The organism is Kaistella haifensis DSM 19056, from assembly GCF_000735695.2.
Classification (GTDB): domain Bacteria; phylum Bacteroidota; class Bacteroidia; order Flavobacteriales; family Weeksellaceae; genus Kaistella; species Kaistella haifensis.
The window spans coordinates 12767-37900 of record NZ_JASZ02000028.1 but is presented as its reverse complement, the minus strand read 5'-3'; the positions used below and the strand labels follow the sequence as shown (position 1 = coordinate 37900).

Genomic DNA, 25134 nt, shown 5'->3' with positions numbered 1-25134 from the left:
GTTCAAAGTCTTTTTTATAAATTGCCACTGATTGTCAGAAATGTTTGTCGAGTAATTTTTCACTGTAATTTAATTGATTAGTAACCAACAAGTTACGGAAAATAAACAACATAAACAACTGACAATCAGTTTTTTATAAGATTATTTTATAAAATAAACGCCGTACGAATTTTTCTAATTTAATTTTTAAACAGGCTCTAACTTTTTTGGCGAATCGTTTGCGTACATCTCGATCTGTTAACGTAATATGATATTTCGCATTTTCAGATAAATATTTTGCTTAGATTAAAAATTAATTTATATATTGCGACACATTAAAAAAACAGGGAGCAATATGGCGAAAACGAAAGTGCAGTATGAATTTCCAATGCACTGTCAGTCGGAAATTTTGTATGAATATATGGCAAGTGCAGAAGGACTTTCTGAATGGTTTGCCGATGAAGTAGTAGAAAAAGGTGATGACTTTTTCTTTAGTTGGAATGGTGGCCCGTCTGAAAAAGCAACGCTTATTCGCTATAAGCCAGAAAGTTTCGTACGCTTTCGTTGGGAAGAAGATGAAGGAACAAAAAATTTCTTCGAGATGACAATTGCAATAGATGATATCACTGATGATCTCTCCCTTAATATCACCGATTTCTGTGAACCCGGCGACGAGGATGAAAACCAACTTTACTGGGAAAATCTCATTGAAAACCTTAAAATTAAATTAGGAGCTTCTTAATTTTTATTTAACAAAAATAAACTTGATGGACGATTTTTCGTTCATTATTTTTTTAATATAAATTTATCTCGTTTTGGAAAAAATAACCTTTACTTCCGAAAATTTTAAACCTCAAAACCGAGCATTTCTTTATGGCGATGCGGTAAAAGCTTCTTTCTTTGTCCGCAATTCCCAACTCATTATGGCCGAGGAATCTTACTTTTTCCTGATGGCATCAATGCGAAAAATGAGGATGAATATTCCGCTTAGTTTTACCTTGGATTTCTTCGAAGAACTTTTCGTGGCAAACGTGATTAATAAAGGAGTTACCAACGGAATTATCCAAATATTGATGTACAGAAATTTAGGTGAGGATTTTTTGCAGAAAGCGGATATTTCTTTTTACGCAGAAGTAGATGAATACAAGGATGTTTTAGCCATTCAGGGGAATTATGAGATGGATTTAATGAAGGAAATCAATGTGAATACCAATTTGCTAAGTAACATTCGTGTGCACTTTCCGGAAAATACGTACGCGGAAATTTATGCAAAAGAAAATGATTTAGACGACGTTATTTTACTGAATCCAAACAAAAGAATTGCTAGAAGTATTTCTGGGAATTTATTGTTTCTAGAAGGAAACACGATTAAAATCCCGAAGCAATCAGAAGGAGCTTATATTTCGCCTTTGATGGAGAATTTCGTGACTTTCATTCATAAAAATAATTTAGCCGAAATTCAGGAAGCGGAAATGATTGCTTTTGAATCTCAAAAAGCCGAAGAAGTCCTCGTGATTTCCGATGAAAAAGGGATTTTTGCAGTCAGTAAAATCCGAAATAGAACATTCGGAAAAAGCCGTTTTGAAGAAATGGTCAATCAATGGAATACTCATTTCCAATAACAATTGATAAACCCGGGAAACAACCTTTAAAGAAAGTCATTTACCGGGTTTTGATTAATTGAAGTTCAATAGAGAACGATTCTTTTGCGAGGAAATTATCTTTGAATGATTAAAGTTTTGTTAAAGTTTTTGAATGCTTTCAATTCATCGAAATATTCTCCGGTGTATTGGCCCAAAGCAAAAATTCGCCACCAAGATTTTGCATAATATTTTTCCATAAATGATGATCGGTAGGCAATGTATAATCTAGATTATAAGCATCAACCACTGTCCAAACTTTCTGTCGAATTTCCTGCTCCAGTTGTTGCGATCCCCAACCGGAATATCCGGAAAAAACTTTGATGTCTTCCGTGGAAATTTTCTGGTCGATCATTGCCGAAACCACATTTTCAACATCTTCCGTCAGGTAATAATCTTCGCCGATTTCGGTGAAGTTTTCCGTAATTCTTTCTCCTTTATTAATGAAGAAAATTTTGTCGTTTTCTACAGGACCACCTTCATAAACATCCACCGGAAATCCGAAAATTGAGAATAATCTTGCACTCATTTTGGTGTTTTTTTTATTCAAGATCAATCCGAATGCGCCGTCCACAGTGTGTTCGATAATGAGCACAACAGAACGCGAAAAAATATCACTGGAAATATCCGGAGTCGAAATTAAAATTTTACCTTTGTATGAATGATTCATCTGAAACACTAGGTCGACTAAAAAACCTATAATCAAATGTAATAAAAAAATTGAATGGAAAACTTACACGATAAAAGAAAAGTTTACGAAAAATCTCAACTTCTTGAAAACCAAATAAAAGAAAATCCGATGGAGCAGTTCCGAAACTGGTTTTTAGATGCAAGTGAGAATCCCGATGTTTCGGAAGCTAATGCAATGGCGATTTCCACGCTTGAGGATGACGGTTGTCCGCGAACCAGAATGGTGTTATTGAAATCCTATACTTGGGAAGGCTTTGTGTTCTACACCAATTACAATAGCCGCAAAGGCAAAGCGATTGAGAGCAACAAAAAGGCTTGCCTTCACTTTTTTTGGCCTACTTTGGAAAGGCAAATAATTATTAAAGCAGATCTGGAAAGGCTTCCGGAAAATCTCAGTGACGGATATTTTCATTCGAGGCCTAAAGGTAGCCAGCTCGGAGCAGTGGTTTCTCCACAAAGTCAAGTGATTCCGGATCGTGATTTTCTGGAAAATAAATTGAAAGAGTTGGAAAAAGAATTTGAGCATAAAGAAGTTCCAAGACCGGAAAATTGGGGCGGTTATTTGGCAAAACCCTACGAAATAGAATTTTGGCAAGGTAGGCCAAACCGTTTGCACGACCGAATTATCTATGAACGTCAGGAAGATTACAATTGGCAAATCTCCCGACTTGCGCCGTAAAATTTAATATGATTTCACAAAAAAGCCTCATCTGCAGATGAGGCTTAATTTTTTTGTATAATCTAAGGATTATTTTTTCTTTCCGCCCATTACTGCATCAGCTAAGTCAGCACCAGCTTTGAATTTAGCAACTTTTTTAGCAGCAATTTTGATTGGTTTTTTTGTCGCAGGGTTAATACCTTGTCTAGCAGCTCTTTCAGCTACAGAGAAAGTACCGAATCCAACTAAAGAAACTTTACCGTCTTTTTGCTTCAAAGTAGCAGTTACGTTAGATACGAAAGACTCTAATGCAGCTTTAGCAGCTACTTTTGTGATGTTTGCATCTTTTGCGATTGCGTCGATTAATTCAGACTTGTTCATAATAATTATTATTAAGGTTAGTTTTATTGTTAAAGCAAATATAAAACATTTTTCAAATTGTGCAAATTTTTCAGATATATTTAATTAAAAATTAATTAAAATCTTGAATTTAACAAAAACTCATGAATTTAATTATAATCAATTAATCGGGCTTTGCGAGTTCTAATATTATGCCAAATCCTTTATGTAAGGACATTTCTGCGGTTAAATATTTCTTAATATGAAATTATGAATTATTGAATTTCATATCAAAATTTCACTTATTTGTTTATAATTTGTGTTTTTGTGCTGATAATGCCTATTCATCCTATTTTTTACACTTCTTTTTTGAAAATAAATGAATCAATAAAAATAAATATTTCTGCGTGGTTTCATTTAAATAATTAAATTTGCACCATGCTAATTGAAGTTTTTAAATCTAAAATTCACAGAGTTCGCGTAACCGAATCCGACCTTAATTATATTGGAAGCATTACCATCGATGAAGATCTTTTGGAAGCTTCCGGAATCGTAGTAGGAGAGCGGGTTTACATCGTAAATGTGAACAACGGCGAAAGGTTTGATACCTACGCGATTAAAGGAAGAAGAAAATCTGGCGAAATTTGCCTCAATGGTCCTGCTGCAAGACGCGTTCAGAAGGGCGATATTATCATCATCATTTCGTATGCACAGATGACGCCGGAGGAAGCGCAAACTTTCCAACCAAAAATTATTTTCCCAGACGAGAAGACGAACCTTCTTACTTAATTCTCTTTTGAAAACTCACATTTATTTTGGAAAAAACCAAAAAATCAAATCCTTTGAAATCCTTCATTACGATTGCTGTTTCCTTAGCAATTGCTGCTCTTTTTATGTGGCTCGCTCTGCGCGGTATTGAGTTTGAAAAAATTGCAGGATATTTCGCAAAGGCCAACTATTTTTGGGTATTCGCAGCCACCGTTTTTGGTGTTTTGGCATATTGGTTTCGTGCGATTCGTTGGAATTTGCTTTTGGAACCTTTAGGATATAAAATCTCCAATTCCAACGCACTGTGGACGATCTCTTTCGGATATTTAATGAACCTAACCATTCCCCGTAGTGGTGAACTAGCGCGTTCTACCGCACTTTTTGGGGTGGAGAATGTTCCGGTAGATAAATCTTTTGGAACCATCATTTTGGAAAGGGTAGTGGACCTCGTTTGTATGGGATTTTTCCTGCTTCTGACTTTGGTTTTTAAGTACGATGCAATTTTGTCCTTTTATCAATATGTTACCGCCCAAAGTGGCAATGCTCCAAAAGCGGAATCAGGGAATAAAATATATCTGCTGATGGGTGTTTTCGTTGGTTTGGGAATTTTATTTTTTGCTTTAAGAAAACATCTTGAAAAATATCCAATTTATCAAAAGGCCATTAATTTCGCAAAAGGAATTTTTCACGGCCTGACTTCCATTTTTAAATTGAAACAAAAATTAAAGTTTATTCTACTCTCCCTGGCAATATGGATTTGCTATTACTTTGCAGCATATTTGGTGTGTTTTGCCTTGCCTGAAACTTCCGGATTTACTTTCGCTGACGGTTTTTTCATTATCGTGGTGGGAACTTTGGGTATGATGGTTCCAGCGTCTGGCGGAATCGGTGCCTATCACTTTGCCTTGAAATTGGGGATTATGGCACTTTTCCTTTCTATGGGTAAAAATCCCGAAGAAGGCGGCGAAGTGGGACTTTCTTACGCATTTATTTCCCATACCATGCAATTGGCTATCATGGTTGTGATGGGAATTATTTCGATGCCGATGCTTGCAAAGGAACGTGGACGCTTGCTCTCCAGATAAATTATTGATAAGTAATTATAATAAAAAAAACACATGAAATTCATGTGTTTTTTTAGATTTATCTTTTCTTATTACCCAAATGCTCTTTTCAGTAAACTCTCAACTTTGGGTTCGCTACCTCTGAAGTTTATATAAAGTTCCATCGGATCTTTTGTGCCTCCCGAGGATAGCAAGACTTTATACTTTGCGGCAATTTCCGGGTTGAAAATTCCGTTTTCTTTGAAATATTGAAATGCATCCGCATCCAGGACTTCGGCCCATTTGTAGGAATAATATCCCGCTGAATAACCTCCCTGGAAAATGTGAGAAAAGCTTGTGCTCATCGCAGTTTCTGGATTACTTGGGTACAGGTTTGTTGCTTTCGTTTCCTGCACTTCAAATGTTTTAATATCGTTTATTTTTTCATTTTTGCTGTGGTATGCCATATCCAAAAGTCCAAAACCGATTTGTCTTAAAGTTTGGTAACCTTCCAAGAAATTTTTAGATGCTGCAATTTTATCTATTTTTTCGTCGGGCAAAGTTTCTCCGGTTTTGTAATGTTTGGCAAAAGTTTTCAGGAATTCCGGTTCATAGCAGAAGTTTTCTAGAAATTGAGAAGGCAGCTCCACAAAATCCCATTTTACAGAAGTTCCGGAAAGATTCGGATAAGTGGTATCGGCCAAAACTCCATGCAAAGCGTGACCGAATTCATGGAAAAGCGTCGTCACTTCTTGAAAAGTGAGCAAACTCGGGGTGTCGGCGGTAGGTTTCGAGAAATTACAAACCACTGAAATATGAGGCCTTGAATTTTCACCGTTTTTCTTAAATTGATTTTTAAAACTCGTCATCCACGCACCGGCTCTTTTACCTTTTCGTGGGAAATAATCAACATACAGAAGCGCCTTAAACTCGCCATTTTCGAAAATTTCATACGTTTTTACTTCTTCGTGGTATTTTTGCATTTTATCGGTTTCCTTGAATTCGAGTTGGAATAATTTTGAAGCCAATCCAAAAACCGCTTCCTGAACTTTTTCCAATTGGAAATAAGGTTTCAGCTCTTCATCATCGATGTCGAATTTCTGTTTGCGAAGTTTTTCAGCGTAATAAGCATGATCGTAGCTTTCCATTTCGTCGATTCCATCGGCTTTTGCTAAGGATTTTAATTCCTCAATTTCTTTTTCGGCAAATGGTTTTGCTTTTTCTAAAAGTTCATTTAGAAATGTATACACCTTGTCGGGAGATTTCGCCATTCTTTCCTCCAAAACATAATCTGCGTAGTTTTTATAACCTAAGAGTGCAGCTTTTTCTTGTTTTAAACCAACAATTTCTTTAATTAAATTCTGATTGTCAAATTCATTATTATTAAATGATTTTTTTCCGTTTGCTAACGCAAGTTCCTTTCTTAGATCTCGATTTTCAGCATAAGTCATCAGCGGAAGATAGCTCGGGTACTGCAATGTAATCACAAATCCATCGAGATTTCTTTCCTTCGCTTCTTCGCGATATTGCTCCAAAATTGGGGCTGGAATTCCCGCGAGATCTTTTTCGTCAGTAATATGTTTGAAATAATTATTGGTTTCTGCTAAAACATTTTGCCCAAACTGAAGCGATTTTTTTGATAATTCGATGCTGATATTTTTGAATTTTTCTTTGTCGGCTTCATTCAGAAGAGCACCGCTTCTCACAAAACCTTTGTATGTTTCTTTCAGCAAAGTTTGTTGCTCTTCATTGAGTTCGTATTTTTCTTTTTCGTCGTAAACTTTCTTTATTTTTTCAAAAAGTTGTTCGTTTTGCGAAATTTTCGCTGAATATTCTGTTAAAAGTGGCGAAACTTCTTGAGCGATTTTCTGGATTTCATCGGTGGTTTCCGCAGAATTTAGGTTAAAGAAAATACCCGAAACGACATCGAGTTTTTCGCCCGAGAAAGCCAATGCTTCTATCACATTTGCAAAGGTTGGCGCTTCAGGGTTTTTGACAATATCATCAATTTCTTTCTCGGATATTTTGATCAATTCCTGAAAGGCCGGAAGAAAATGTTCTTCTTTAATTTCGTTAAAAGGTGCTGATTGATATGGAGTTTGGAAGTTTTCTAATAATGGATTTTGCATATTGATAGGTATTAATTGCCGATTAAAACGACGAATTTTAAAATACAAATTTACTCAAAAATAATTTTTATATTTGTTTTATTGAACAACTAATAATTTCGTCATGAAAACATTTTGAAAACGATGCTACTTCCGATTTGAAATTTGCGGCGAATGGAAATGCCACAAAAGGAACCAGGAATATGGCTGGCGAGTTGGATGATTCGATGAATCTCATTAAATTCTTCATGAACGCATCATTGGATAAATCCTACGGAGGCGGTTTGCAGAAGCTAAAAAAATATTCAAGAAATAATGTCACATCATTTACTTTTAATTTTTCATTTGTTGGGAGCGGCGGTTTGGGTCGGTGGTCATTTGGTTTTGGCGATCGGAATTTTGCCCGAAGTTTTAAAGAAAAAGGACCCTGAAATTTTACTCAATTTTGAAAGAAAATTCGAGAAAATAGGAATTCCTGCTTTATTGGTGATGGTAATAACCGGCGTTTGGATGGCTTACCAATTTGGAATTGGCGTATCGGCGTGGTTTCGGTTTTCAAATCCGATAGAAACGGTGGTTTCATTGAAATTAATTTTACTTTTCATAACCGTACTTTTTGCACTGAGCGCCAACTTTTTTGTATTGCCAAAACTTTCAGTGAAGAATTTACCCTTGATGGCTTTTCACATTATTTCCGTAACGGTTATCGGCGTTTTAATGCTTATTTTGGGAAGTTTCGTCCGATACGGAGGAATTTCTTTGTAAATTGATATGCTTTAGTTTTAAACTCTTTTTTTTTGCTGAAATTTCCTTTTTTTTCTTGAGTATTCAAATGCTCTTAAAATAATTACCTTAAATTTGTCGTTGCTATTTCAAAATAGGTAAGCTTTTTGATGATTGCAACAGATTTATCAATCCGAAAATTATTTTAATGAAAAAAATTACAGCCATTGCGCTTATTTCAATAGCCTTAATTTCTTGTAAAAAAGAAACAAAAACCATTACTAAAGTTGATCCAAAAACCGGAAAAACAATTACCGTAGAAATTCCAGTGAGCGATTCTGCAACTGCCGAAAAAGCAGTGTCAAACGTGGCAATCAAAGATTCCATGGGAATTTATAAGCAAACTTTTCAATTGGAAAAAGGAAAAACTTATCCGCTGACAACTTATCAAAAAGATGTGCAAACAATGACGGCTCCGGACGGGAAATCCCAAAGCGGTACGAGTGAAACGACCGATGAAATGTCATTTTTAGTCAATAATTTCGAGAACGGAATTTATGATATCACCATCAATCTTTTAGGAAAAAGAAATTCACAATCAGCAAACGGAAAATCGATTGTGGTCGATACTAAACTTGCCGAACCGAAAGAAGAGCAACTAAAAATGATGTGGAAAGTGAACAAAGCTTTGGTGGGCAATAAACTGAACCTTAAAATGGATCAATATGGAAAAGTGATTTCGATTACTGGCTTTGACCCAATTTATAGCAAAGTAGCAGCTTCTGTGGGCAGCGTCATCAAGGATGCAAAACAAAAAACAGCGTTTGCTAATAGTTTCAAAGAGAGTTTTAACGAAAAAGTTCTTAAAGATCAATTTTCTAAAAACTTAATTTTAATTCCAGCAAAAGGGGCGAAAATTGGCGAAAAATGGAGCGAAAGTGAAAACGCAACGCCAGACGGAAAAATAAAATTAACCACCAATTACATCCTGAAAAGTGTGGATAATGGCGTGGCAACGATTGCTGTAAATGGCGGAATTCCTAAAAAAAGCGACAAAAAAACGCAGCAAGGAGTTACCAGAAGCATGAGTTCTGAACTTTCCCAAAACGGAATAATTACTTTGGATCAAAATACCGGCTGGATCAAAAACCAAACGGTTTCGGTGAAAACCACCCAAACGGAAACCCTGTCGGATGGCAAACAATCTCAAAGCATGAAAAGTGTTTCCAACTCCACAGTGGTGGTGAATCCGACGAAGTAAATAAATTATTGCTGAAAAGTTATCATTAATTATTCTTTAAAAAAATGAAATATCTTTTAGAATTAATTCTTACGACCATCATTATTTTTTTTCTCTGGAATATTTTAAAAAGAATGTTTTTTTCTGCCTTTTATAAATTTCCAAAGTCGGATGAAAATCCAAAACCAAAAATGCAAAAACCCACTGCAAAGGTCGATTCCAAAATTAATTGGGATGCCGAAACTGTGGAATACGAAGAGATAAAAGAAAATAAACAACCAGAAAAATAAACCTGAACCCTTTTGAATATAAAATTTTGAAAGGGTTTTTATTCATTAAAACCGCAACATGGTAAAAAATAAAAATCTCATTTTCATCATCGGGAGCATCGTTGCTTTCGTTATTTTGGCTTTGGTTTACAACAATCCGGTTCTTACGGGGAAACAGCTTTTCCAACACGATATTGTACAATACAAAGGTGGTGCAAAGGAGCTTTTGGATTATCGTGCACAAAACGGAGAGGAAACCTACTGGAGCGACTCGATGTTTGGAGGAATGCCGACTTACCAAATGGGAGCGCAGTTTCGTGGTGATGTCATTAAAAAAATTGATGATGTTCTGAATTTTTTGCCAAAACCTGCGAATTATATTTTTCTGCTTTTCTCTGGATTTTTTCTCCTCGGAATGGTTGCTGTTCGCAACTGGAAATATGCTTTTTTAGGCGCAACTTTTTTCGGACTTTCTACCTATTTTTATATTGCGCTCGGAGCTGGACATAACGGGAAAATTCACACCGTTGCTTATTTTGCGCCGCTTTTGGCGGGAATTCTTTTGGTTTATATCCGCAAAAAATACATCACAGGTTTCATACTGACCACGCTGTTTATGGGGTTGCAAATTGCAGCAAATCACCCGCAAATGACCTACTATCTTTTCATCGCACTTGGATTTTTATTCGTTTCAGAATTGGTTCGTGCAGTTCAGGGGAAAACCGATTGGAAACATTTTGGAATTTCCTCTGGAGTTTTGGCAGTGGCATTTTTATTGGGTATCGGGATGAATTCCCAAAGAATTATGGCGAATTCCGAGTATGTTTCCGAAACTGTTCGTGGGAAACAAATTCTCGATAATGGAGTTCATTCTTCCGAAAAATCGGGGATGGATAATGAAAGTATTTTGATGTGGAGTTACGGAAAACTGGAGACTTTAAACCTCTTTATCCCAAGATTGATGGGTGGTTCCAGCAACGAAGAAGGTTCCGATCGAATGATGAACAGAGTGCAGGAAATGGTGCAAAGTAATGTTTCGTCACAAGAAGAAATGAATCAAATTTCCAAAGGTTTTGGTTCTTTGACGTATTGGGGCGATCAACCGGGAACTTCCGGGCCGGCTTATCAAGGTGCAATCGTTTGTTTTCTGGCAATTTTGGGCTTTTTCTTTGCTTGGAAAAAATACCGTTATTGGATTTTGGGCGCGTCAATTCTCACCGTTTTTTTAGCATGGGGAAGCAATTTCATGATTTTATCTGATTTTTTCATTGATTATATTCCATTTTATAATAAATTCCGGGCGCCGAGTTCCATTTTGGTGGTGGTTGAATTATTGTTTCCTTTAATTGCAATTGTAGGACTTTATCGCTTCTTCAATTCCAATGAAAATACAGAAACTTCTGCGGAAAATATCTTAACAGAAGATTATAAAAAGAAAATTTTAACCTACGTAACCGGAGCTGTTATTGGGATTACTTTTATTTTGTTGATCTTCGGAAAGTCGCTTTTAGGGTTTTATACTCCGAACGAAAAAACGTATTTGCCACCTTATCTTTTAGACTTTTTGGTGGATGAAAGATTCAATATGTTTAGAATTGATGCGATAAAGGCGATTATTTATGTTGGAATCGCAGCAGCTGTTTTGTTTTTAGGATTAAAGCAAAAAATCAATCAAAATATTGCGATTGTCGTAATTGGATTGGTGAGTTTATTTGATCTTTGGAGTGTGAACAAACGCTATTTGAACAACGATAATTTCATCGATAAAACCTTTACTGAAAATCCATTCCAAACGGAAAATTCAGAACTGCTGATGCAGAAAGTAGGCGATAATACCAATCTTAAAGCATTATTGGACAATGTAAATGTTAACAAAACTTTAGAAACGATCGCCAATAAAGATCAAACACATTACCGAATTTACAACCAGGTTTTAGGTACTTTCGGCGAGACCAATACTTCCTATTTCAAATCTTCAATCGGTGGTTATCATGCCGTAAAATTACGTCGTTATGATGATTTGATCAATGAATATTTCGGAAAAATGGACACGGTAAAAGTTCCGCGAATCCTAAATATGCTCAATGCAAAATACATGATTTTTGGTGATCCAGAGAAACCTGAAGCAGTGGTTAATCCACAGGCGAACGGAAATGCATGGTTTGTTTCTGAAGTTCAATTTGTGAATTCTCCCAACGAAGAAATCAAGCAAATTGGGGAAGTGGATACGAAGAAAATTGCGGTGGTTGCAAACAGCGACAAACAATATTTTGAGGGAAAAACTTTGCAGGCAGATTCTACCGCTTTCTTGAATTTAACAAAATACCAAGCCAACGAATTGGAATTTAAAACCCAATCGAAAACGCCACAGCTAGCCGTATTTTCCGAAATTTATTATCCAAAAGGTTGGAAAGTTTTGGTGGACGACAAAGAAGTACCTTACATCAAGGCTGATTATTTGTTGCGCGCTGTTCACGTTCCGGCGGGTAATCATACCGTGAAAATGATTTTCGCACCGGATGTTATCGCAAAAGGAAAATTGATTTCCATGATTTGTTTCGGACTATTTTTGTTGCTAAGTTTGGGCGGAATTTATTTTCTTTACCGCAAAAAGGATGAAAATAAACTTGAAAATATTGAGTAAGTCAAAAGCACGAGAAAGATGTATAAGAATTCGTGGAATTTATTTTTACCGCAAAAGTGACAAAAGAATACTGGAAAATTCAGCGTTACAAAAGATAAAAAAAGGGTGGTTTTTATGATTACGCAAAAATATATCACAGATCTGACCTATAAAATTAATGGAGCTTGTATTGAGGTTCATAAAATTTTAGGTTCAGGTTTAGCTGAAATTGTTTATCATAAAGCTTTAGAAAAGGAATTTAAATTGCGGGAAATCCCGTTTAAATCAGAGTTTCAAATTCCTGTTTTTTATAAAGATGAAGCTTTGGATTGTGATTTTAAATGTGATTTTATCATTGAAGATTTGATCGTTTTAGAAATTAAAGCCGTCACCCAAATAATGGATGTACATAAATCTCAAGTTTTGAATTATATGAATTTATTGAAAGTGCCAAAAGGAATTTTAGTGAATTTTAATGTAAAAAATTTATACCATCACGGACAAGAAACTTTTACTAATAAATATTTCGATCAACTTCATTCATAAGTTAATTTTGCTATCTTTTGAATGATTAAAAAAACACAGCTTTTGTCTCTTTTGCGGTAGAAAAATGTGGCTTAATGAACAAAGAAATAATTTAAATCCTGAACCATATTAGCTGTTTAAATAAGTTAATTTTGCCACCTTTTGAATGACTAAAAAAGTTCCAAAGCTTTTGTCTCTTTTTCGGTAGAAGATTTGCGTAAAAAATATGAACAACAAAAAAATCTTAATCATCTCTTATTATTGGCCACCTGCAGGTGGACCGGGCGTTCAGCGGTGGTTAAAATTTGTGAAATATTTACCGGATTTTGGTTGGAAACCTACTGTTTTTATTCCGGAAAATCCGAGTTATCCGATTGTAGATGATACGCTTGAAAAGGATGTTTCTGAAAATCTGGAGATCATCAAAACTAAAATTTGGGAACCTTATCAAATCGCAGAATTCTTCGGAAAAGACAACAAAAAATTCAAAGCCGGACAGTTTGATGTTGGAAAGAATCAAAACTTGAAATCCAGACTTTCGATTTGGGTTCGTGGAAATTTCTTTATCCCAGATGCGCGGGTTTTTTGGGTGAATCCATCGGTGAATTATCTCAAAAAATACTTAAAAGAAAACCATTTTGATGCTTTGGTTACGACTGGACCGCCACATTCCGTGCACTTAATTGGTTTGAATTTAAAGAAAGAATTTCCTGATCTAAAATGGATTGCCGATTTCCGGGATCCGTGGACTGAAATTTCCTATTACCAACATTTGAAATTGACAAAATTTGCCGATCGAAAACACCGAAATCTCGAACAAAAAGTTTTTGAAAATGCGGATTTCACTTTGGCAACAAGCTATTCCGATGCTGAAAATTTCAAGAAAAAAGGAGCGAACGCGGTTTGTATTACCAATGGTTTTGATGTCGAGAACCAAGAACCAAGAACCGAGAACCGAGAGCCATCAACCCAATTTACTTTAAGTTATATCGGGGTATTGGAACAATTGAGAAATCCCGAGGTTTTATGGAGGGTTTTGAATGATTTAATGAAAGAAAACCAAGATTTTAGACAAAACTTTCAACTAAAATTTGTAGGGAGAATTGATGATAGAATTTTGGATAAGATTACCAAATCCGAACTTAATAATTCGGTGAAAAATCTAGGTTATCTTTCTCATTCCGAAGCGAATTTGGAAATGCAAAATTCTGATTTGCTATTGATTACTAATTTCCCTGAAGATAAATCCAAAGGAATTATTCCCGGGAAAATCTTCGAATATTTGGCAACGAAGAAACAAATTATTTCTTTCGGCCCGAAAGAGAGCGATGTGAAGCGAATTTTAGAAGAAACCCACGCCGGAAAACATTTTTCTTACGATGATTATGAAAGTTTGAAAGCATTTATTTTAGAAAAATTTAATGATTGGAAATCCGGAAATCTCTCTTCAAATACAGAAAATATTGAGCAGTTTTCCAGGAAGAATTTAACAAAGAAATTAGCGGAAATTCTTTAGTTTTTGGTTAAAACCGAAAGATTCTTCAACAAAAAAGCGGGCCGAAACCCGCTCAATATTTTACTGTAAATTCTACAACCAACCTTGTTCTTTCATCCAGTCGTCGTTGTAAATTTTCCCAACATATCTGGAGCCATGATCGTGAAGCAAAACCACAATCACATCATCTTTGGTAAATTGATCTTTCATCTGAACCAACGCTGAAATAGCACTTCCCGCTGAATATCCACAGAAAATACCTTCCTCTTTTGCTAATTTCCTAGCGTAGATTGCGCCGTCTTTATCGGTTACTTTTTCGAAATGGTCAATCACCGACATATCGTAATTTTCCGGAATGATGTCCTCGCCAATTCCCTCCGTGATGTAGGTATAGGCATGGTCGTAATGCAATTCTCCGGTTTCATGAAATTCTTTTAAAATCGAACCATAAGTATCCACACCAATCACTTTGATATCGGCATTTTTTTCTTTGAAAAATTTCCCACAACCGGTCACTGTTCCGCCGGTTCCAGCTCCAGCCACGAAATGCGTCAGTTTTCCTTCGGTTTGTTCCCAAATTTCCGGAGCGGTTTGCTCGTAATGCGCTTGTCTGTTAGATAAATTATCATATTGATTCACGTACCATCCGTTTTCAGTTTCGGTTGCTAATCTTTTGGAAACAGAATAATACGAACGTGGATCGGTCGGCTTCACATCGGTCGGACATACGATTACTTCAGCACCTACAGCACGAAGAATGTCGCATTTTTCTTTAGACTGTTTGGAATTGGTTACGAAAATACATTTGTAACCTTTGATAATTGCCGCTAATGCCAAACCCATTCCGGTATTGCCGGAAGTCCCTTCGATAATGGTTCCGCCGGGTTTCAATCTTCCGTCTTTTTCAGCATCTTCGATCATTTTCAATGCCATTCTGTCTTTCACAGAATTTCCGGGATTGAAGGTTTCCACTTTCGCCAAAACCAATGCCGGAAAATCGTCACCCAAAACTTTATTTAGCTTTACCAGTGGTGTATTCCCGATGGTTTCGAGGATATTTTGCGCGTATTTCATATAAGTTTTTATTTCTAAATGATATTTTTTTCTCAGGAAGATTCCCTTTTTTGAATTGAATTTTTCGTAAAAATATTTTATTTAATTACGAATTTGCAAAGATATAATTTTAAATATTAATTGTATTTAATGGCTTTTACAGGAGAAATTTTACTGATTAAATAACTCGGTAAAATAAGTGAAATGGCCGATACAATAAGCATCCCGAGGGAAATGCCAAGAATGTAAAGAAGGTTGAGGTCAACCGGAACTACGCTTAAATAGTAATTTTCCGGATTTAATTGAATGATGCCAAAATACTTTTGTAAAAGCAAAAATCCTAATCCAATAATATTCCCGATAATTAATCCGGGAATCATAATCAGCAAAGTGTAATTGATGAAAATCGCGCGAATTTGTCCGTTGCTTGCTCCTAAAGTTTTCAGCATTCCAATGGAATTGGTTCTTTCGATGATGAGAATCAGCAAAACCATCACGATATTGATGACCACTACAACCAGCATGATGACAATGATTAAAGCAATATTCGTATCGAAAATAGCAATAAAATCCATGATTTGAGGATATTCGTCCGTGGCTTTTACTGTGTAATTTTTGTACCCGACAAGCTCGTCGATTTTCTGTGCGTCTTCGTCGATATTATTAATGTTTTTCAAGAAAACGTCCACACCACCAACTTCTCCGTCTTTCATACCCTGAATTTTTCGTGCATGATTGATTCCACCGATGATGAATAAATCATCAATCATTTTGATGTCGGTTTTATAAATGCCTACGACTTCAAATTTTCGGTAAATCGGACTTTGATTTTCTTTAGAAAAAATTGCTACAATACTGTCTTTCACCTTAAGATTCAAATCGTTCGCAATCTTTTTGGAAATGCAGATTCCGCTGTCGTAGCCTATTTCGCTAGCTTTCGGAGTAGTTCCTTCAATCAAAAATTTCTTGAACCTTTCGGCATCAAAATCTTTACCGACTCCTTTGAAAATAATTCCCGCAAAATTATGTTCGTTTCTTAAAATTCCACTTACCGACACATAACTTTGGGTGGTTGCTACATCGGGTAATGCCTTTATTTTATTGATTTGAAGTCCATCCGAACTCAAAATAGAAGAGTTGTACGAATTATTGGACTGTTTGGATCTGATGGAAATGTGCCCGGAAAAATCGGCCATTCTTTCTTTTATCTCTTTTTTTGAACCCAAACCGGTGGAAACCGTGATCAAGGAAACGATAACGCCTAATGCAACGGAAAGCCTACCAATAAAGACAATAACGCGCGAAAGATTATTTTTGTTATCTTTGGAAAAAGCTATTTTTTTGGAAAAATATAATGGAAATTTCAAGCAGATGATTTTAAAACTCAAATTTAAAGATTTACTTCTAGTTGTGCTAATTTATTTTGGGTTTTGCCCTTGGAATTTTGCGCAAAATACTGCGGATTCTTGTTTCAAAACTGGTGCAGATCGGCCTGAACTTTACCTTCCCTTGTTGAAAGATAAAACGATTGCGGTGGTCACCAACCAAACCGGATTGTTGCAAGACAGAACTTTCCTAGTGGATTTTTTAGTGAAAAATAATGTCGAAATTAAATCTATTTTCGCTCCTGAACACGGATTTCGGGGCGATGCAGATGCCGGTGAACATGTGAAAAACGGAGTCGATACGAAAACCGGTATTCCAATATTTTCGCTTTATGGCAGCAACAAAAAACCGAAACCCGAACAATTAAAAGATATTGATGTGGTTTTGTTTGATATTCAGGATGTTGGAGTTCGTTTTTATACTTATATTTCCACGTTAACCTATGTGATGGAAGCTGCAGCGGAAAATAACATTGAAGTTATCGTTCTCGATCGACCGAATCCGCATGATGGCTACATCGACGGTCCGGTGTTGAAGGATGCGTGGAGGAGTTTCGTGGGAATGCACAATATTCCCGTTGTTTATGGCTTAACCATCGGTGAATACGGAAAAATGGTGAACGGTGAACAATGGTTGAGTAATAAAATTCAAGCAAAATACACCTTAATTCCGATGCTGAATTATCATAAAAAACAAAGGTATGGAGTTTCCGATAAACCATCTCCTAATTTGCCGAATCATCAATCCATTAATTTATATCCAAGTTTGTGTTTCTTCGAAGGGACGCAGGTTTCCGTAGGTCGTGGTACCGATTTGCCCTTTCAGATTTATGGCAGTCCGTGGTTGAAAAATATGAATTATCAGTTTACACCGAAACCCAATTTTGGTGCGAAAGATCCTTTTCTGAACGGAAAATTATGCTACGGCGAGAACCTCTCGCAACAGCATTCCGATTTGCGTGAACTTCGAATTGATTGGTTGGTGAATGCCTACAAAAATTACAAAAATAAAGACCAAAATTTCTTCCTAAAGAATCTTTTCTTTGATAAATTGGCTGGTTCAGATGAGTTGAGAAAACAAATTTTTTCAGGGAAAACCGCTGACGAAATTAAAAATTCATGGAAAAAAGACCTCGAAGATTTTCAGCGAATTAGAGCAAAATATGTGATTTATGAAGACTGATTTTCAAATTCTTGTTTCCTAAAAACTGGCCTTTACCTGAACGGATCCGATGTGGATTGTTCTTTCTCCCGAGTTTCTGCCTTCATAGTTGACGTTGAGTTGAATCAACGAATTCACCGCTTGTTGCAGAAATACCGACCAAACCTGGTTCTTTCCGGGTTTCAATCCATCGAGCATTTGGTTGCCGACAATCGTGAAATTATTCCCCGTGAAATCATTATTGATAAAAGAAAAATTGCCACGAACCGTTGTTTTTCTCCAGTCCCACTGCAAACTTCCCGTTAAATCAAGGGTTTTTAGCAGTTCTTCTCCGTCTTTTCGGATTTTTTGTCGCCATGCTGATGAAACTTCTGCCTGAAGTTTTTCGATAAATTTATAGGTGGCTTTAGGTTTCGTTTCGAAATTATTCAGAAGGTAATCTCTTGAGCTGAAAAGTTGCGATGCATTTTCAATTTGATGCACCGAGTTTTCCCAATCCACACGGAAATTTTTATTGAACCAATATCCCAAATTCAGGAAATGAGAAGTCTGAGATCGTTCTTCATTGCTGAAATTGGCATTAATCAAATTATCATTGGCAATGAAACGGTAATTCCCATTCCAACCGGATTTTTCGGTAGAATTAAACTGTGCCGAAGCAAGTAAGTTTTGATTTTTAAGAATTTGATCTTCATTTTTCTCGAAAGGATTGAGTACAAAAACCCGATCTCTCTTAAAAAACGAATTTTGGGAATTCAAGGAAATATTAAAATTCCAACGTTTCAAAAACCTGTTTTCCGAGTTGAAAACTACCGAGGGATTCACAAACAAAGCCAGTTGCAACTTGTTTTTATTGGAAGGTAAATAATTCACCGTATTGGTATAAACCCTTATGTATTGGGTTAAATCTGCGTATTCTGCAGTTTCAAATTCGTCCAGTTGTTGTATTCCGTCGCCGTTGTAGTCGGTCCATTTGTACACGCCTTGTCCATCGGTCACTTTGATGTACTGAAATTCGCGTTGCGCTTCCTGCCCGTTTCCTAATTCATAAAACGCTTGCAAACGCATCCCGTTTCGAAATAACTGTTGGTTGTACATCAGATTTCCCACCACAAAATCCTGATTGAAATTTTCCGCAATATCCTGATTCTGATAATAAAATTTCCGGTAATGAATCAATGCATTAAGCGTGGTTTTTTCAGTCTTAATGATTTGGCTTTCTGCTACGATTCCCAAAATATGATTCATGTTTTCCAATGAATTTCCGCGCACCGAATCATTATCCCTAAAATAAGCTTTCGCCAGCAATTTTGTACGAACAGAATCCCCGATTTTCTTCTGAAGAAATGCTTCTTTCCAACGGAAACTGCTCACATCCAAAAGCTTCGTTTCGTTGAAGGTTTTCACATTGTTTTCCATATTTGCACCGATTCCCCAACTTCCTTTTTCGGTCGTATATTCAGTGATAATGCCACTTCGAAGGTATTGTGTATCTTGGAAAGTAGCTTTCGTATCCAGGTAGGAAAAGTTTCCTTTCGTGCTGATTTTTCCTTTTTTAAATCCAAAATCAAGATCGTTTTTTATTCCGCGATAACTTTCTTTTTCGTCGAGATAATTGATTTTATAATTCAGGAACGATTGGTTTTTCCATTGGTTTAAAAAACTGAAAATCAATCGGTTTTGAGTAATTTGATTAAATTCCTGATTCAAATTGAAATCTCTAGAAAACTCAACATCATTGATCCGATCCAGAATATGAAATTGAGAATTAATGTGTTGAAATTCAAAACTTGGCGTTCCTTTCCAATTGTTTTTAGTAAAAGTTTTAAACCCGAAAATCCGTCCGGCGTAACCGATATTTTGATGCGCATCTTTCGAGGAGAAAAGATTTACATCATAATTGCTGAGTGAGAAATCGGCTCCTACTTTTCCGTCTTTCAACAAAAATTCCGTATTTCCGGAAAAAACCTGAGTTTTTTGTGGCGCGGGTAATTTTCGAACCGCTTTGTAATCGCCCAAATTATTTCCTACATATTCGAAAACACGTCCGTTATTCGTGGTCTGCTTGATGCGATAATCGCCGGAATTCGCTCCAAAATATGTGAATGAAACCTGATATAAAGTCTGCATTTGATCGGTTGAAAATTCATAATAATTTCCGTTCGGATCTTCGATAAGTTGATACAAAACTTTATTGACATCATATTCCGAAACCGTTCCGGATGGTGCGTACATTTGGTTGGGATCGTTGCCTGCGTTGGCGAGGATTTGTTGATCTTCTTTGCTTAAATTCAAAGAAAGTGGAGCGTTTTTATTGTCATTTTCCAAAAACCAACTGAAACCATATTTGGCTTTTTCTCTTTGATGTTGAATATTTCCCGTAACTAAAAATCTAGTGTAATTTCTGTTGGCGTAATTATAAGAAATGGTAATGAAATTCTGTTTTAAAATCGGTCTGAAACTGGTAAAAGTGATTTCTCCGGTGTTGTAATTGATGACATAATCTTGGTTTTCGCCGCGTTTCATCAAAATACCATCAATAAAAACCTGCTCCGATCCGGAAATTATGGTGATAAACTGCTCCCCATTTTTCCCGTTCAGTCGGTACGGACCTTGGTTTCCTTCTACACCCTGAAAACGAATTCGGTGAAATTCGCTTCGCGCAACTCCGGCAGAAACATCTACAAAAGTTGTGTTATCTTTTCCGAAATTGGTTTGAAACTGCATACCCATACTTCGTCTTTGGTAACGCCCGAAATAAGTATTTTCATCGAGCAGATCCAAATGTCCGGCGCGCAGAATAGAGCGGTCTTTGATATTGAGTTGGAGGTAAATTTTGTCGAATTCTTCCAAAGTTTGCGTGTATCCGTCGGCTTGAATGGGCAAATTATGATCGGAAATCGATGCCAAAATCGTGACGTCTTTCGATAATTTTCCTGAAATCTGAAGATCCATCGAACTTTGTACGCTTTGTCCTTGGTTGTTTCCAAACGTGATTCCGCGGATGATGGACCCTTTGGAATTGAGGTCGCCCAGGATTTGAGATCGCGTGTTTTTCACCAAAATTCCTTCATCAAGAATAACTTTGTTAGGAGTGCGGATGAAATCTAAAGTGTCTTTGGTAAAAAAGTCTCTATCTATTTTTGCAGCAATTACCGAATCCTTTTTGGTGGAGTCTTTCGGGAGATTGGGATTTTTCCATGTGAAAATCTGAGCATTTGTAAAGCAAAATGCTGTAATCATAAAAATGGATAAAAGTAATTTTCTCGGCAAAATCTCTTCAAAAAAAGTGGTGTAAAAGTAACGAAAAACTACCTTTTAAATTGTTTTGTTTTTGGTGGAGTGAATAATGAGTAGTGGAAAGGGATAAACCCTATTGTAAAACCAATAAATCTCAATTTTCTTTGTATAGACTAAAACAATGGTCTAATTTATCATGCATAATGATAATTAACTTTTTGTTAATTTAAAGAGTTATGGATTTCTGGTTGCGTTTTTTTTGTAAATTTGAATCAATTAATATTTAAATTCTTTATTATGAAAAAAATCTTTACAATTTTAGGAATTGCAGCTATTACAAGTATGTCTGCACAAACTGTGTTTACTCAATGGAATTTTGATGCAAGTCCGAGTCCGGTAGCTACAAGTACAGGAGTAGGAACAATCACTCTTATTGGTGGTGTTGTTGAAAATACTCAAACAACAGGAACAACTGCATGTAATTGTCCTTACGTTAACGGAAATCCAAATACAGGAAAGGCATACACAACAAAAACTTATCCTGCGCAGGATACAGCATCAGGAACAGCGGGGATTCAATTTTCTGTAAGTACTGTAGGTGTATCAGCAATTTCAGCATCTGTTGATGTTTACGGATCAAATACTGCATCTAAATATGTGCAAGTACAATATACAACTGATGGTTCGACATGGATAAATGTTACTGCAACTCCCACTTCACTTGCTCCAAGTACATGGTCTACTGTGGCAACTAATTTACCTGCTACCGCAGGTAATAATGCTAATTTTGCTTTAAGAGTTGTTTCTGTATTTGATCCTGCAAACAACACTTCTTATTCAGCAATTGGAACTACTTCTACTTACGCTTCTGGAGGTGCGTTAAGATTTGATAATGTTACTGTATACAATGGTACATTAGCAGTGTCTGATGTAAATGGCACGAAAGTAAATTTGGTGAAAAATACCAATGTTGGTAATGCAATTCTTTTCGGAGCTAAAGCAAATGTTCTAATTGTAAACGTAAATGGACAGGTTGTAAAGTCTGCTGCTGTAACTGATGGAACTTCTCTTGATGTTTCTTCTCTTGCAAAAGGAATGTACATCGTAACTGGTTCTGTAAACGGTGAAAAAGTTTCTCAGAAAATCATCAAAAACTAAGAATCCCTTTCTCAATAAAAAAAGCCACTTCCGAAAAGAAGTGGCTTTTTTATTTTATCCATTATTAAATATTAATTATTCACTATTCATTATTAATTATTCACTATCAAAACCAACCTCTCCTAAAATACCCCGTAATCGCTGAGAAATTCAACATCAAAGTAAATCGGATTCTGCTTCCGTAATCTTTAAATGAAGGTTCAAAACCAAGCGAACTTTGCATCGGAAAATAGATTTCCAGAAAATCCGGAATCACCTTCACTTTCACCCCGGAATCCCAAATAAACTGAGGATTTTGCAACCTGTTTTTGTAAACGCCCGCATCCGCATACACATTAAACCAACGCCAAACGTGCGCATCTACATTCACCGAAGTAATCCACTGATTGGCTGTTTTCCCGAGATAAGATTTGAAACCGCCTTCCGCCAAAATCAATTGCTGGGAAAGCAATCCACTGGTGGCACTTTGTCCCAAAAGTCTATACGAGAACGCATAATTTGAAACCTTCGAAATGCCGTAATCAAACAAATTGTTCTTGGTTTTATTGGTGATAAAGTAACCTCCAAAAAACCGGAAACTCACTTTTTGATCTTGTGCAAATTCCCAACGATAGAATGCTTCCGCAGAAACTTTCTGAAAATCTTCCATCCATTGAAGGTTTCCACTTAGGTATTTTTCATGAATGAGTCTTCTGTCCGAATAGCTATATCCAACATTCCAAAGATTGTATTTTCCGTATTCATTCGCGGCAATCATCGCAGGAGTGAGCTCTTTCTCGAAGAAATTATAGGAAAAACCTAAACTTCTGCCGATGTCGCTACGAGGATTTTTACTAAAATTAATATTCGCAAATGCTGAAAATTTTTGGTAAGTTAAATCATAATCATAGTGAAAATATGATCCTGAAACGCCCAAATCTAAACTCCGGTAAAAACTATTGGCCGGCTGAAATGAATAAGAAACACCGCCTGCACCCGTTAATTTTCCCGTTCCTGAACTGAAATAGGGGGTAAACGAATAAACAAATTTTCGGTCGAATAAGGATGAATTTTTAAGATTTAAACCCAACAAAATCTTATCGTAGGCATTGAAATTCAGTTTCGGATTAAGATAAACTTCATTGTATTCCGGATTGGGAATGTCTTTGAAAAACTTGAGCCGAATTTTTTTGGTATTTGCGAAAAAACCTTTGGCATAAAGATAATTGTCGCGGAAATTCTTCTCCGGGAAAATATATTCGCTGTTGATTATTATTTTCTCTGCATCAGTTTGCGGAATATTGTAAATTTTCGCTTCTTTGGAACGTTCGGTATCGAACCAAAATGCGGTTTTCTCACCGTTTTTTTTCTCCGTTTCAATTTTGAAAGGAATCTCTTGTAAAGTGTTCTTGGAGATTTTCACCTGAAATTCATCCCCGATTTTCTTAAATCGTTTCAGCCTAAAATTTACTCGGTTTTTATTTTGTATAAAGTGTTCCAAAAAGCCCGAAGAATATCCGGAAGCTACAGTCAATTCATCTAAAAAAGCTTGTTTATCGATTCTTTTTCCTGTATTTTTTTGCAGAAAATGAATCACAAAATCGTCAAATTTTTCCTTTCCCATTTTTTCTGCTACAAACGAAAACAGACTTCCCGTTTCGAAATGGCTGATCGCAGTAGCGTTGAAATTGCTCAGATTTTCGAATGGTTGTCCTATTTTTTGATCCAAATTTTGAGTCAAAATATATTGGTAAGCAAGTCCGTATCTTTCCGAAAGCTTCAGCTTTGATGCATGGAATATTTTCAAAGGTTTCAAACCGAGAATTTTCAAATTGTCGGGAAGATCGCCGAGCAATTTTCGCTCTTGGTAATACCGATCGATGTACTGAATTTCCAGGTAGGTTTTCAGCCCGTTCATTAACCAGTGATCGCCACTTTTCTCGAAAATAGAAGATTGCTCAACAATTTTTTTCGATAAAATACTGAAATAATTCAGGTCAATTTTTTCAGCTTCAGTGAAAAGTGGATAACGGAATTTCCAGAATTTAATATCATCAATTCCCATTAAATTCTCAGATTCGCGGAATTTTTCGCTGATGAATATTTTCGAGGGTAAAAAACCTGTTTTTGCCTTAATGAAATTGAGTTGCAGCGGAAGATAAAATTCCAAATTCTGCTTTTCGGTTTCGGTCAGTTGGTAACCGAAATTGATTGTAATTTTTTGTCCTTCAATAGTTGTTGTAATGGTTGGGAAACTGTTTTCCGAGATTAGAAATTCGGGATCATTGACCAACTTGCCTTCAAAATAATTGGGCTGAATTTCCGGAAGATTACTTTGCGAATAGTGGTTGATAGGAATATTGAGATTAACTCTCCAGTAACTGCCAGGATTTTGGTTTTCTTCAATATCGATGAAATTTCTTTGAATTTGGTTATGATCATCAAAACCATCGGGAACTAGAAAAAAGTATTTCAGAACTACTTTTTTTCCGTCGGTTCCGTACCCGGTAAATTTATGCGAAGGCAAATTCAGCTGATAATTTAAAGTGATTTTTACCTTTTTTCCGGGCGCAAGCTTCTCTGAAAGCGGAAGAAAAATCTGTTCTCTTGATCCGTCCATTCCTGTTATGGTTTTACCATCAATCTGAATGTTGAGATTTTCTAGATTGCCTAATTCATTGGGTTTTGCAAAGTGTAAATCGCTTTTTCGATCTTCCAGTTTTCGGTAAACCAATGATGTGTTATGGGTTTTGTACGCGGAAATCCAATTGAGGAGTTTTATCTGATCTAAATCGGTTTCAGAATGGTTATAGTAAGTAATGTCTTGATATACAGTAATCTGTCTCTTGTTTTCCGGGATTTTAGCTTCAATGTATATGCTGTCTTGTTGCGCAGAAATTGCAACAATATTGGTAACCAGCATCAGACCGCAAAAAAATATTTTCATCTTTTAAATTCAATCAAATATAATGATGTTTTTCTAAATGAAATGCTATTATTAAGCTGTTTTTTGTTAGTTGTTGATTTTTATAACGAATTTTTTTTGCGTTTTGTATC

General features: G+C 36.1%; 20 protein-coding genes. 13 read left to right on the top strand and 7 right to left on the bottom strand.

Annotated elements, in window-relative coordinates; genetic code table 11:
• Positions 1-334 precede the first annotated feature (334 nt).
• The gene (locus AP75_RS11310; protein WP_031501837.1) at positions 335-721 is read left to right on the top strand and encodes an START-like domain-containing protein; all 387 of its coding nucleotides are present in this window, start codon (positions 335-337) and stop codon (positions 719-721) included.
• Between the two features lie 73 nt (positions 722-794).
• Positions 795-1601 (top strand): aminotransferase class IV, encoded by an 807-nt coding sequence (locus AP75_RS11305; RefSeq protein ID WP_394335375.1) that lies wholly within the window; start codon positions 795-797, stop codon positions 1599-1601.
• A 139-nt stretch (positions 1602-1740) separates the two neighbouring features.
• On the opposite strand, the gene AP75_RS11300 is transcribed toward AP75_RS11305, so the two are convergent.
• Positions 1741-2289 carry a YqgE/AlgH family protein gene (locus tag AP75_RS11300; protein WP_031501834.1) on the bottom strand — a complete coding sequence of 183 codons (549 nt, stop codon included), beginning with the start codon at positions 2287-2289 and terminating at the stop codon, positions 1741-1743.
• A gap of 54 nt (positions 2290-2343) precedes the next feature.
• Here AP75_RS11300 and pdxH point away from each other — a divergent pair, with 54 nt between their 5' ends.
• A complete protein-coding gene (pdxH, locus tag AP75_RS11295; RefSeq protein WP_088264750.1) occupies positions 2344-2988 on the top strand; it encodes a pyridoxamine 5'-phosphate oxidase in 645 nt (214 codons plus the stop codon).
• Between the two features lie 69 nt (positions 2989-3057).
• Here the strand turns inward: pdxH and AP75_RS11290 are convergent, their stop codons facing one another.
• The gene (locus AP75_RS11290; RefSeq protein ID WP_088264748.1) at positions 3058-3348 is read right to left on the bottom strand and encodes an HU family DNA-binding protein; all 291 of its coding nucleotides are present in this window, start codon (positions 3346-3348) and stop codon (positions 3058-3060) included.
• A 396-nt stretch (positions 3349-3744) separates the two neighbouring features.
• Between AP75_RS11290 and panD the strand changes: the two genes are divergently transcribed.
• Together panD and AP75_RS11280 are read left to right on the top strand one after the other, a co-directional pair.
• Positions 3745-4095 (top strand): aspartate 1-decarboxylase, encoded by a 351-nt coding sequence (gene panD / locus AP75_RS11285; protein WP_031504659.1) that lies wholly within the window; start codon positions 3745-3747, stop codon positions 4093-4095.
• A 26-nt stretch (positions 4096-4121) separates the two neighbouring features.
• The gene (locus AP75_RS11280) at positions 4122-5159 is read left to right on the top strand and encodes a lysylphosphatidylglycerol synthase transmembrane domain-containing protein (RefSeq protein ID WP_031504660.1); all 1038 of its coding nucleotides are present in this window, start codon (positions 4122-4124) and stop codon (positions 5157-5159) included.
• 71 nt (positions 5160-5230) lie between these two features.
• Here AP75_RS11280 and AP75_RS11275 read toward each other — a convergent pair whose 3' ends face one another.
• The gene (locus tag AP75_RS11275; protein WP_031504661.1) at positions 5231-7246 is read right to left on the bottom strand and encodes a M3 family metallopeptidase; all 2016 of its coding nucleotides are present in this window, start codon (positions 7244-7246) and stop codon (positions 5231-5233) included.
• A 294-nt stretch (positions 7247-7540) separates the two neighbouring features.
• Between AP75_RS11275 and AP75_RS11270 the strand changes: the two genes are divergently transcribed.
• The 6 genes from AP75_RS11270 to AP75_RS11245 all read left to right on the top strand — a co-directional run bounded on the left by AP75_RS11270 (position 7541) and on the right by AP75_RS11245 (position 14121).
• Positions 7541-7990: a hypothetical protein gene (locus AP75_RS11270; RefSeq protein WP_031504663.1), complete on the top strand. Its 450-nt coding sequence runs from the start codon at positions 7541-7543 to the stop codon at positions 7988-7990.
• Between the two features lie 166 nt (positions 7991-8156).
• Positions 8157-9209, top strand: coding sequence for a DUF6263 family protein (locus tag AP75_RS11265; RefSeq protein WP_031501800.1), 1053 nt, complete (start codon positions 8157-8159; stop codon positions 9207-9209).
• Positions 9210-9253: 44 nt separating this feature from the next.
• The gene (locus AP75_RS11260; protein ID WP_031504240.1) at positions 9254-9478 is read left to right on the top strand and encodes a hypothetical protein; all 225 of its coding nucleotides are present in this window, start codon (positions 9254-9256) and stop codon (positions 9476-9478) included.
• A 58-nt stretch (positions 9479-9536) separates the two neighbouring features.
• Positions 9537-12101, top strand: coding sequence for a YfhO family protein (locus tag AP75_RS11255; protein WP_088264746.1), 2565 nt, complete (start codon positions 9537-9539; stop codon positions 12099-12101).
• Positions 12102-12215: 114 nt separating this feature from the next.
• Positions 12216-12626 (top strand): GxxExxY protein, encoded by a 411-nt coding sequence (locus AP75_RS11250; protein ID WP_031504244.1) that lies wholly within the window; start codon positions 12216-12218, stop codon positions 12624-12626.
• A gap of 205 nt (positions 12627-12831) precedes the next feature.
• The gene (locus AP75_RS11245) at positions 12832-14121 is read left to right on the top strand and encodes a glycosyltransferase family protein (RefSeq protein WP_088264744.1); all 1290 of its coding nucleotides are present in this window, start codon (positions 12832-12834) and stop codon (positions 14119-14121) included.
• A gap of 72 nt (positions 14122-14193) precedes the next feature.
• Here the strand turns inward: AP75_RS11245 and AP75_RS11240 are convergent, their stop codons facing one another.
• Entirely contained in the window at positions 14194-15174 is a 981-nt protein-coding gene (locus AP75_RS11240) for a PLP-dependent cysteine synthase family protein (protein WP_031504246.1), read from the bottom strand.
• Positions 15175-15290: 116 nt separating this feature from the next.
• Complete coding sequence (locus AP75_RS11235; protein WP_088264742.1) at positions 15291-16520, bottom strand: ABC transporter permease; 1230 nt, start codon at positions 16518-16520, stop codon at positions 15291-15293.
• Positions 16521-16524: 4 nt separating this feature from the next.
• On the opposite strand from AP75_RS11235, the gene AP75_RS11230 reads away from it, so the two are divergent.
• Positions 16525-17721 carry an exo-beta-N-acetylmuramidase NamZ family protein gene (locus AP75_RS11230; RefSeq protein WP_031504248.1) on the top strand — a complete coding sequence of 399 codons (1197 nt, stop codon included), beginning with the start codon at positions 16525-16527 and terminating at the stop codon, positions 17719-17721.
• Between the two features lie 18 nt (positions 17722-17739).
• On the opposite strand, the gene AP75_RS11225 is transcribed toward AP75_RS11230, so the two are convergent.
• The gene (locus AP75_RS11225; RefSeq protein ID WP_088264740.1) at positions 17740-20943 is read right to left on the bottom strand and encodes a hypothetical protein; all 3204 of its coding nucleotides are present in this window, start codon (positions 20941-20943) and stop codon (positions 17740-17742) included.
• Between the two features lie 354 nt (positions 20944-21297).
• Here AP75_RS11225 and AP75_RS11220 point away from each other — a divergent pair, with 354 nt between their 5' ends.
• Positions 21298-22098 carry a T9SS type A sorting domain-containing protein gene (locus AP75_RS11220; RefSeq protein ID WP_242589807.1) on the top strand — a complete coding sequence of 267 codons (801 nt, stop codon included), beginning with the start codon at positions 21298-21300 and terminating at the stop codon, positions 22096-22098.
• A 106-nt stretch (positions 22099-22204) separates the two neighbouring features.
• Here AP75_RS11220 and AP75_RS11215 read toward each other — a convergent pair whose 3' ends face one another.
• A complete protein-coding gene (locus AP75_RS11215; protein WP_031504252.1) occupies positions 22205-25024 on the bottom strand; it encodes a gluzincin family metallopeptidase in 2820 nt (939 codons plus the stop codon).
• Positions 25025-25134: the final 110 nt, after the last annotated feature.

Excerpts from the sequence above, each read along its gene's own strand:
- AP75_RS11255 (WP_088264746.1), top strand. The coding sequence starts at position 9,537 with ATGGTAAAAAATAAAAATCTCATTTTCATCATCGGGAGCATCGTTGCT.
- AP75_RS11240 (WP_031504246.1), bottom strand. The coding sequence starts at position 15,174 with ATGAAATACGCGCAAAATATCCTCGAAACCATCGGGAATACACCACTG.
- panD (WP_031504659.1), top strand. The coding sequence starts at position 3,745 with ATGCTAATTGAAGTTTTTAAATCTAAAATTCACAGAGTTCGCGTAACC.
- pdxH (WP_088264750.1), top strand. The coding sequence starts at position 2,344 with ATGGAAAACTTACACGATAAAAGAAAAGTTTACGAAAAATCTCAACTT.
- AP75_RS11215 (WP_031504252.1), bottom strand. The coding sequence starts at position 25,024 with ATGAAAATATTTTTTTGCGGTCTGATGCTGGTTACCAATATTGTTGCA.
- AP75_RS11270 (WP_031504663.1), top strand. The coding sequence starts at position 7,541 with ATGTCACATCATTTACTTTTAATTTTTCATTTGTTGGGAGCGGCGGTT.
- AP75_RS11225 (WP_088264740.1), bottom strand. The coding sequence starts at position 20,943 with ATGATTACAGCATTTTGCTTTACAAATGCTCAGATTTTCACATGGAAA.
- AP75_RS11310 (WP_031501837.1), top strand. The coding sequence starts at position 335 with ATGGCGAAAACGAAAGTGCAGTATGAATTTCCAATGCACTGTCAGTCG.
- AP75_RS11250 (WP_031504244.1), top strand. The coding sequence starts at position 12,216 with ATGATTACGCAAAAATATATCACAGATCTGACCTATAAAATTAATGGA.
- AP75_RS11260 (WP_031504240.1), top strand. The coding sequence starts at position 9,254 with ATGAAATATCTTTTAGAATTAATTCTTACGACCATCATTATTTTTTTT.
- AP75_RS11290 (WP_088264748.1), bottom strand. The coding sequence starts at position 3,348 with ATGAACAAGTCTGAATTAATCGACGCAATCGCAAAAGATGCAAACATC.
- AP75_RS11230 (WP_031504248.1), top strand. The coding sequence starts at position 16,525 with ATGATTTTAAAACTCAAATTTAAAGATTTACTTCTAGTTGTGCTAATT.
- AP75_RS11300 (WP_031501834.1), bottom strand. The coding sequence starts at position 2,289 with ATGAATCATTCATACAAAGGTAAAATTTTAATTTCGACTCCGGATATT.
- AP75_RS11265 (WP_031501800.1), top strand. The coding sequence starts at position 8,157 with ATGAAAAAAATTACAGCCATTGCGCTTATTTCAATAGCCTTAATTTCT.
- AP75_RS11275 (WP_031504661.1), bottom strand. The coding sequence starts at position 7,246 with ATGCAAAATCCATTATTAGAAAACTTCCAAACTCCATATCAATCAGCA.
- AP75_RS11245 (WP_088264744.1), top strand. The coding sequence starts at position 12,832 with ATGAACAACAAAAAAATCTTAATCATCTCTTATTATTGGCCACCTGCA.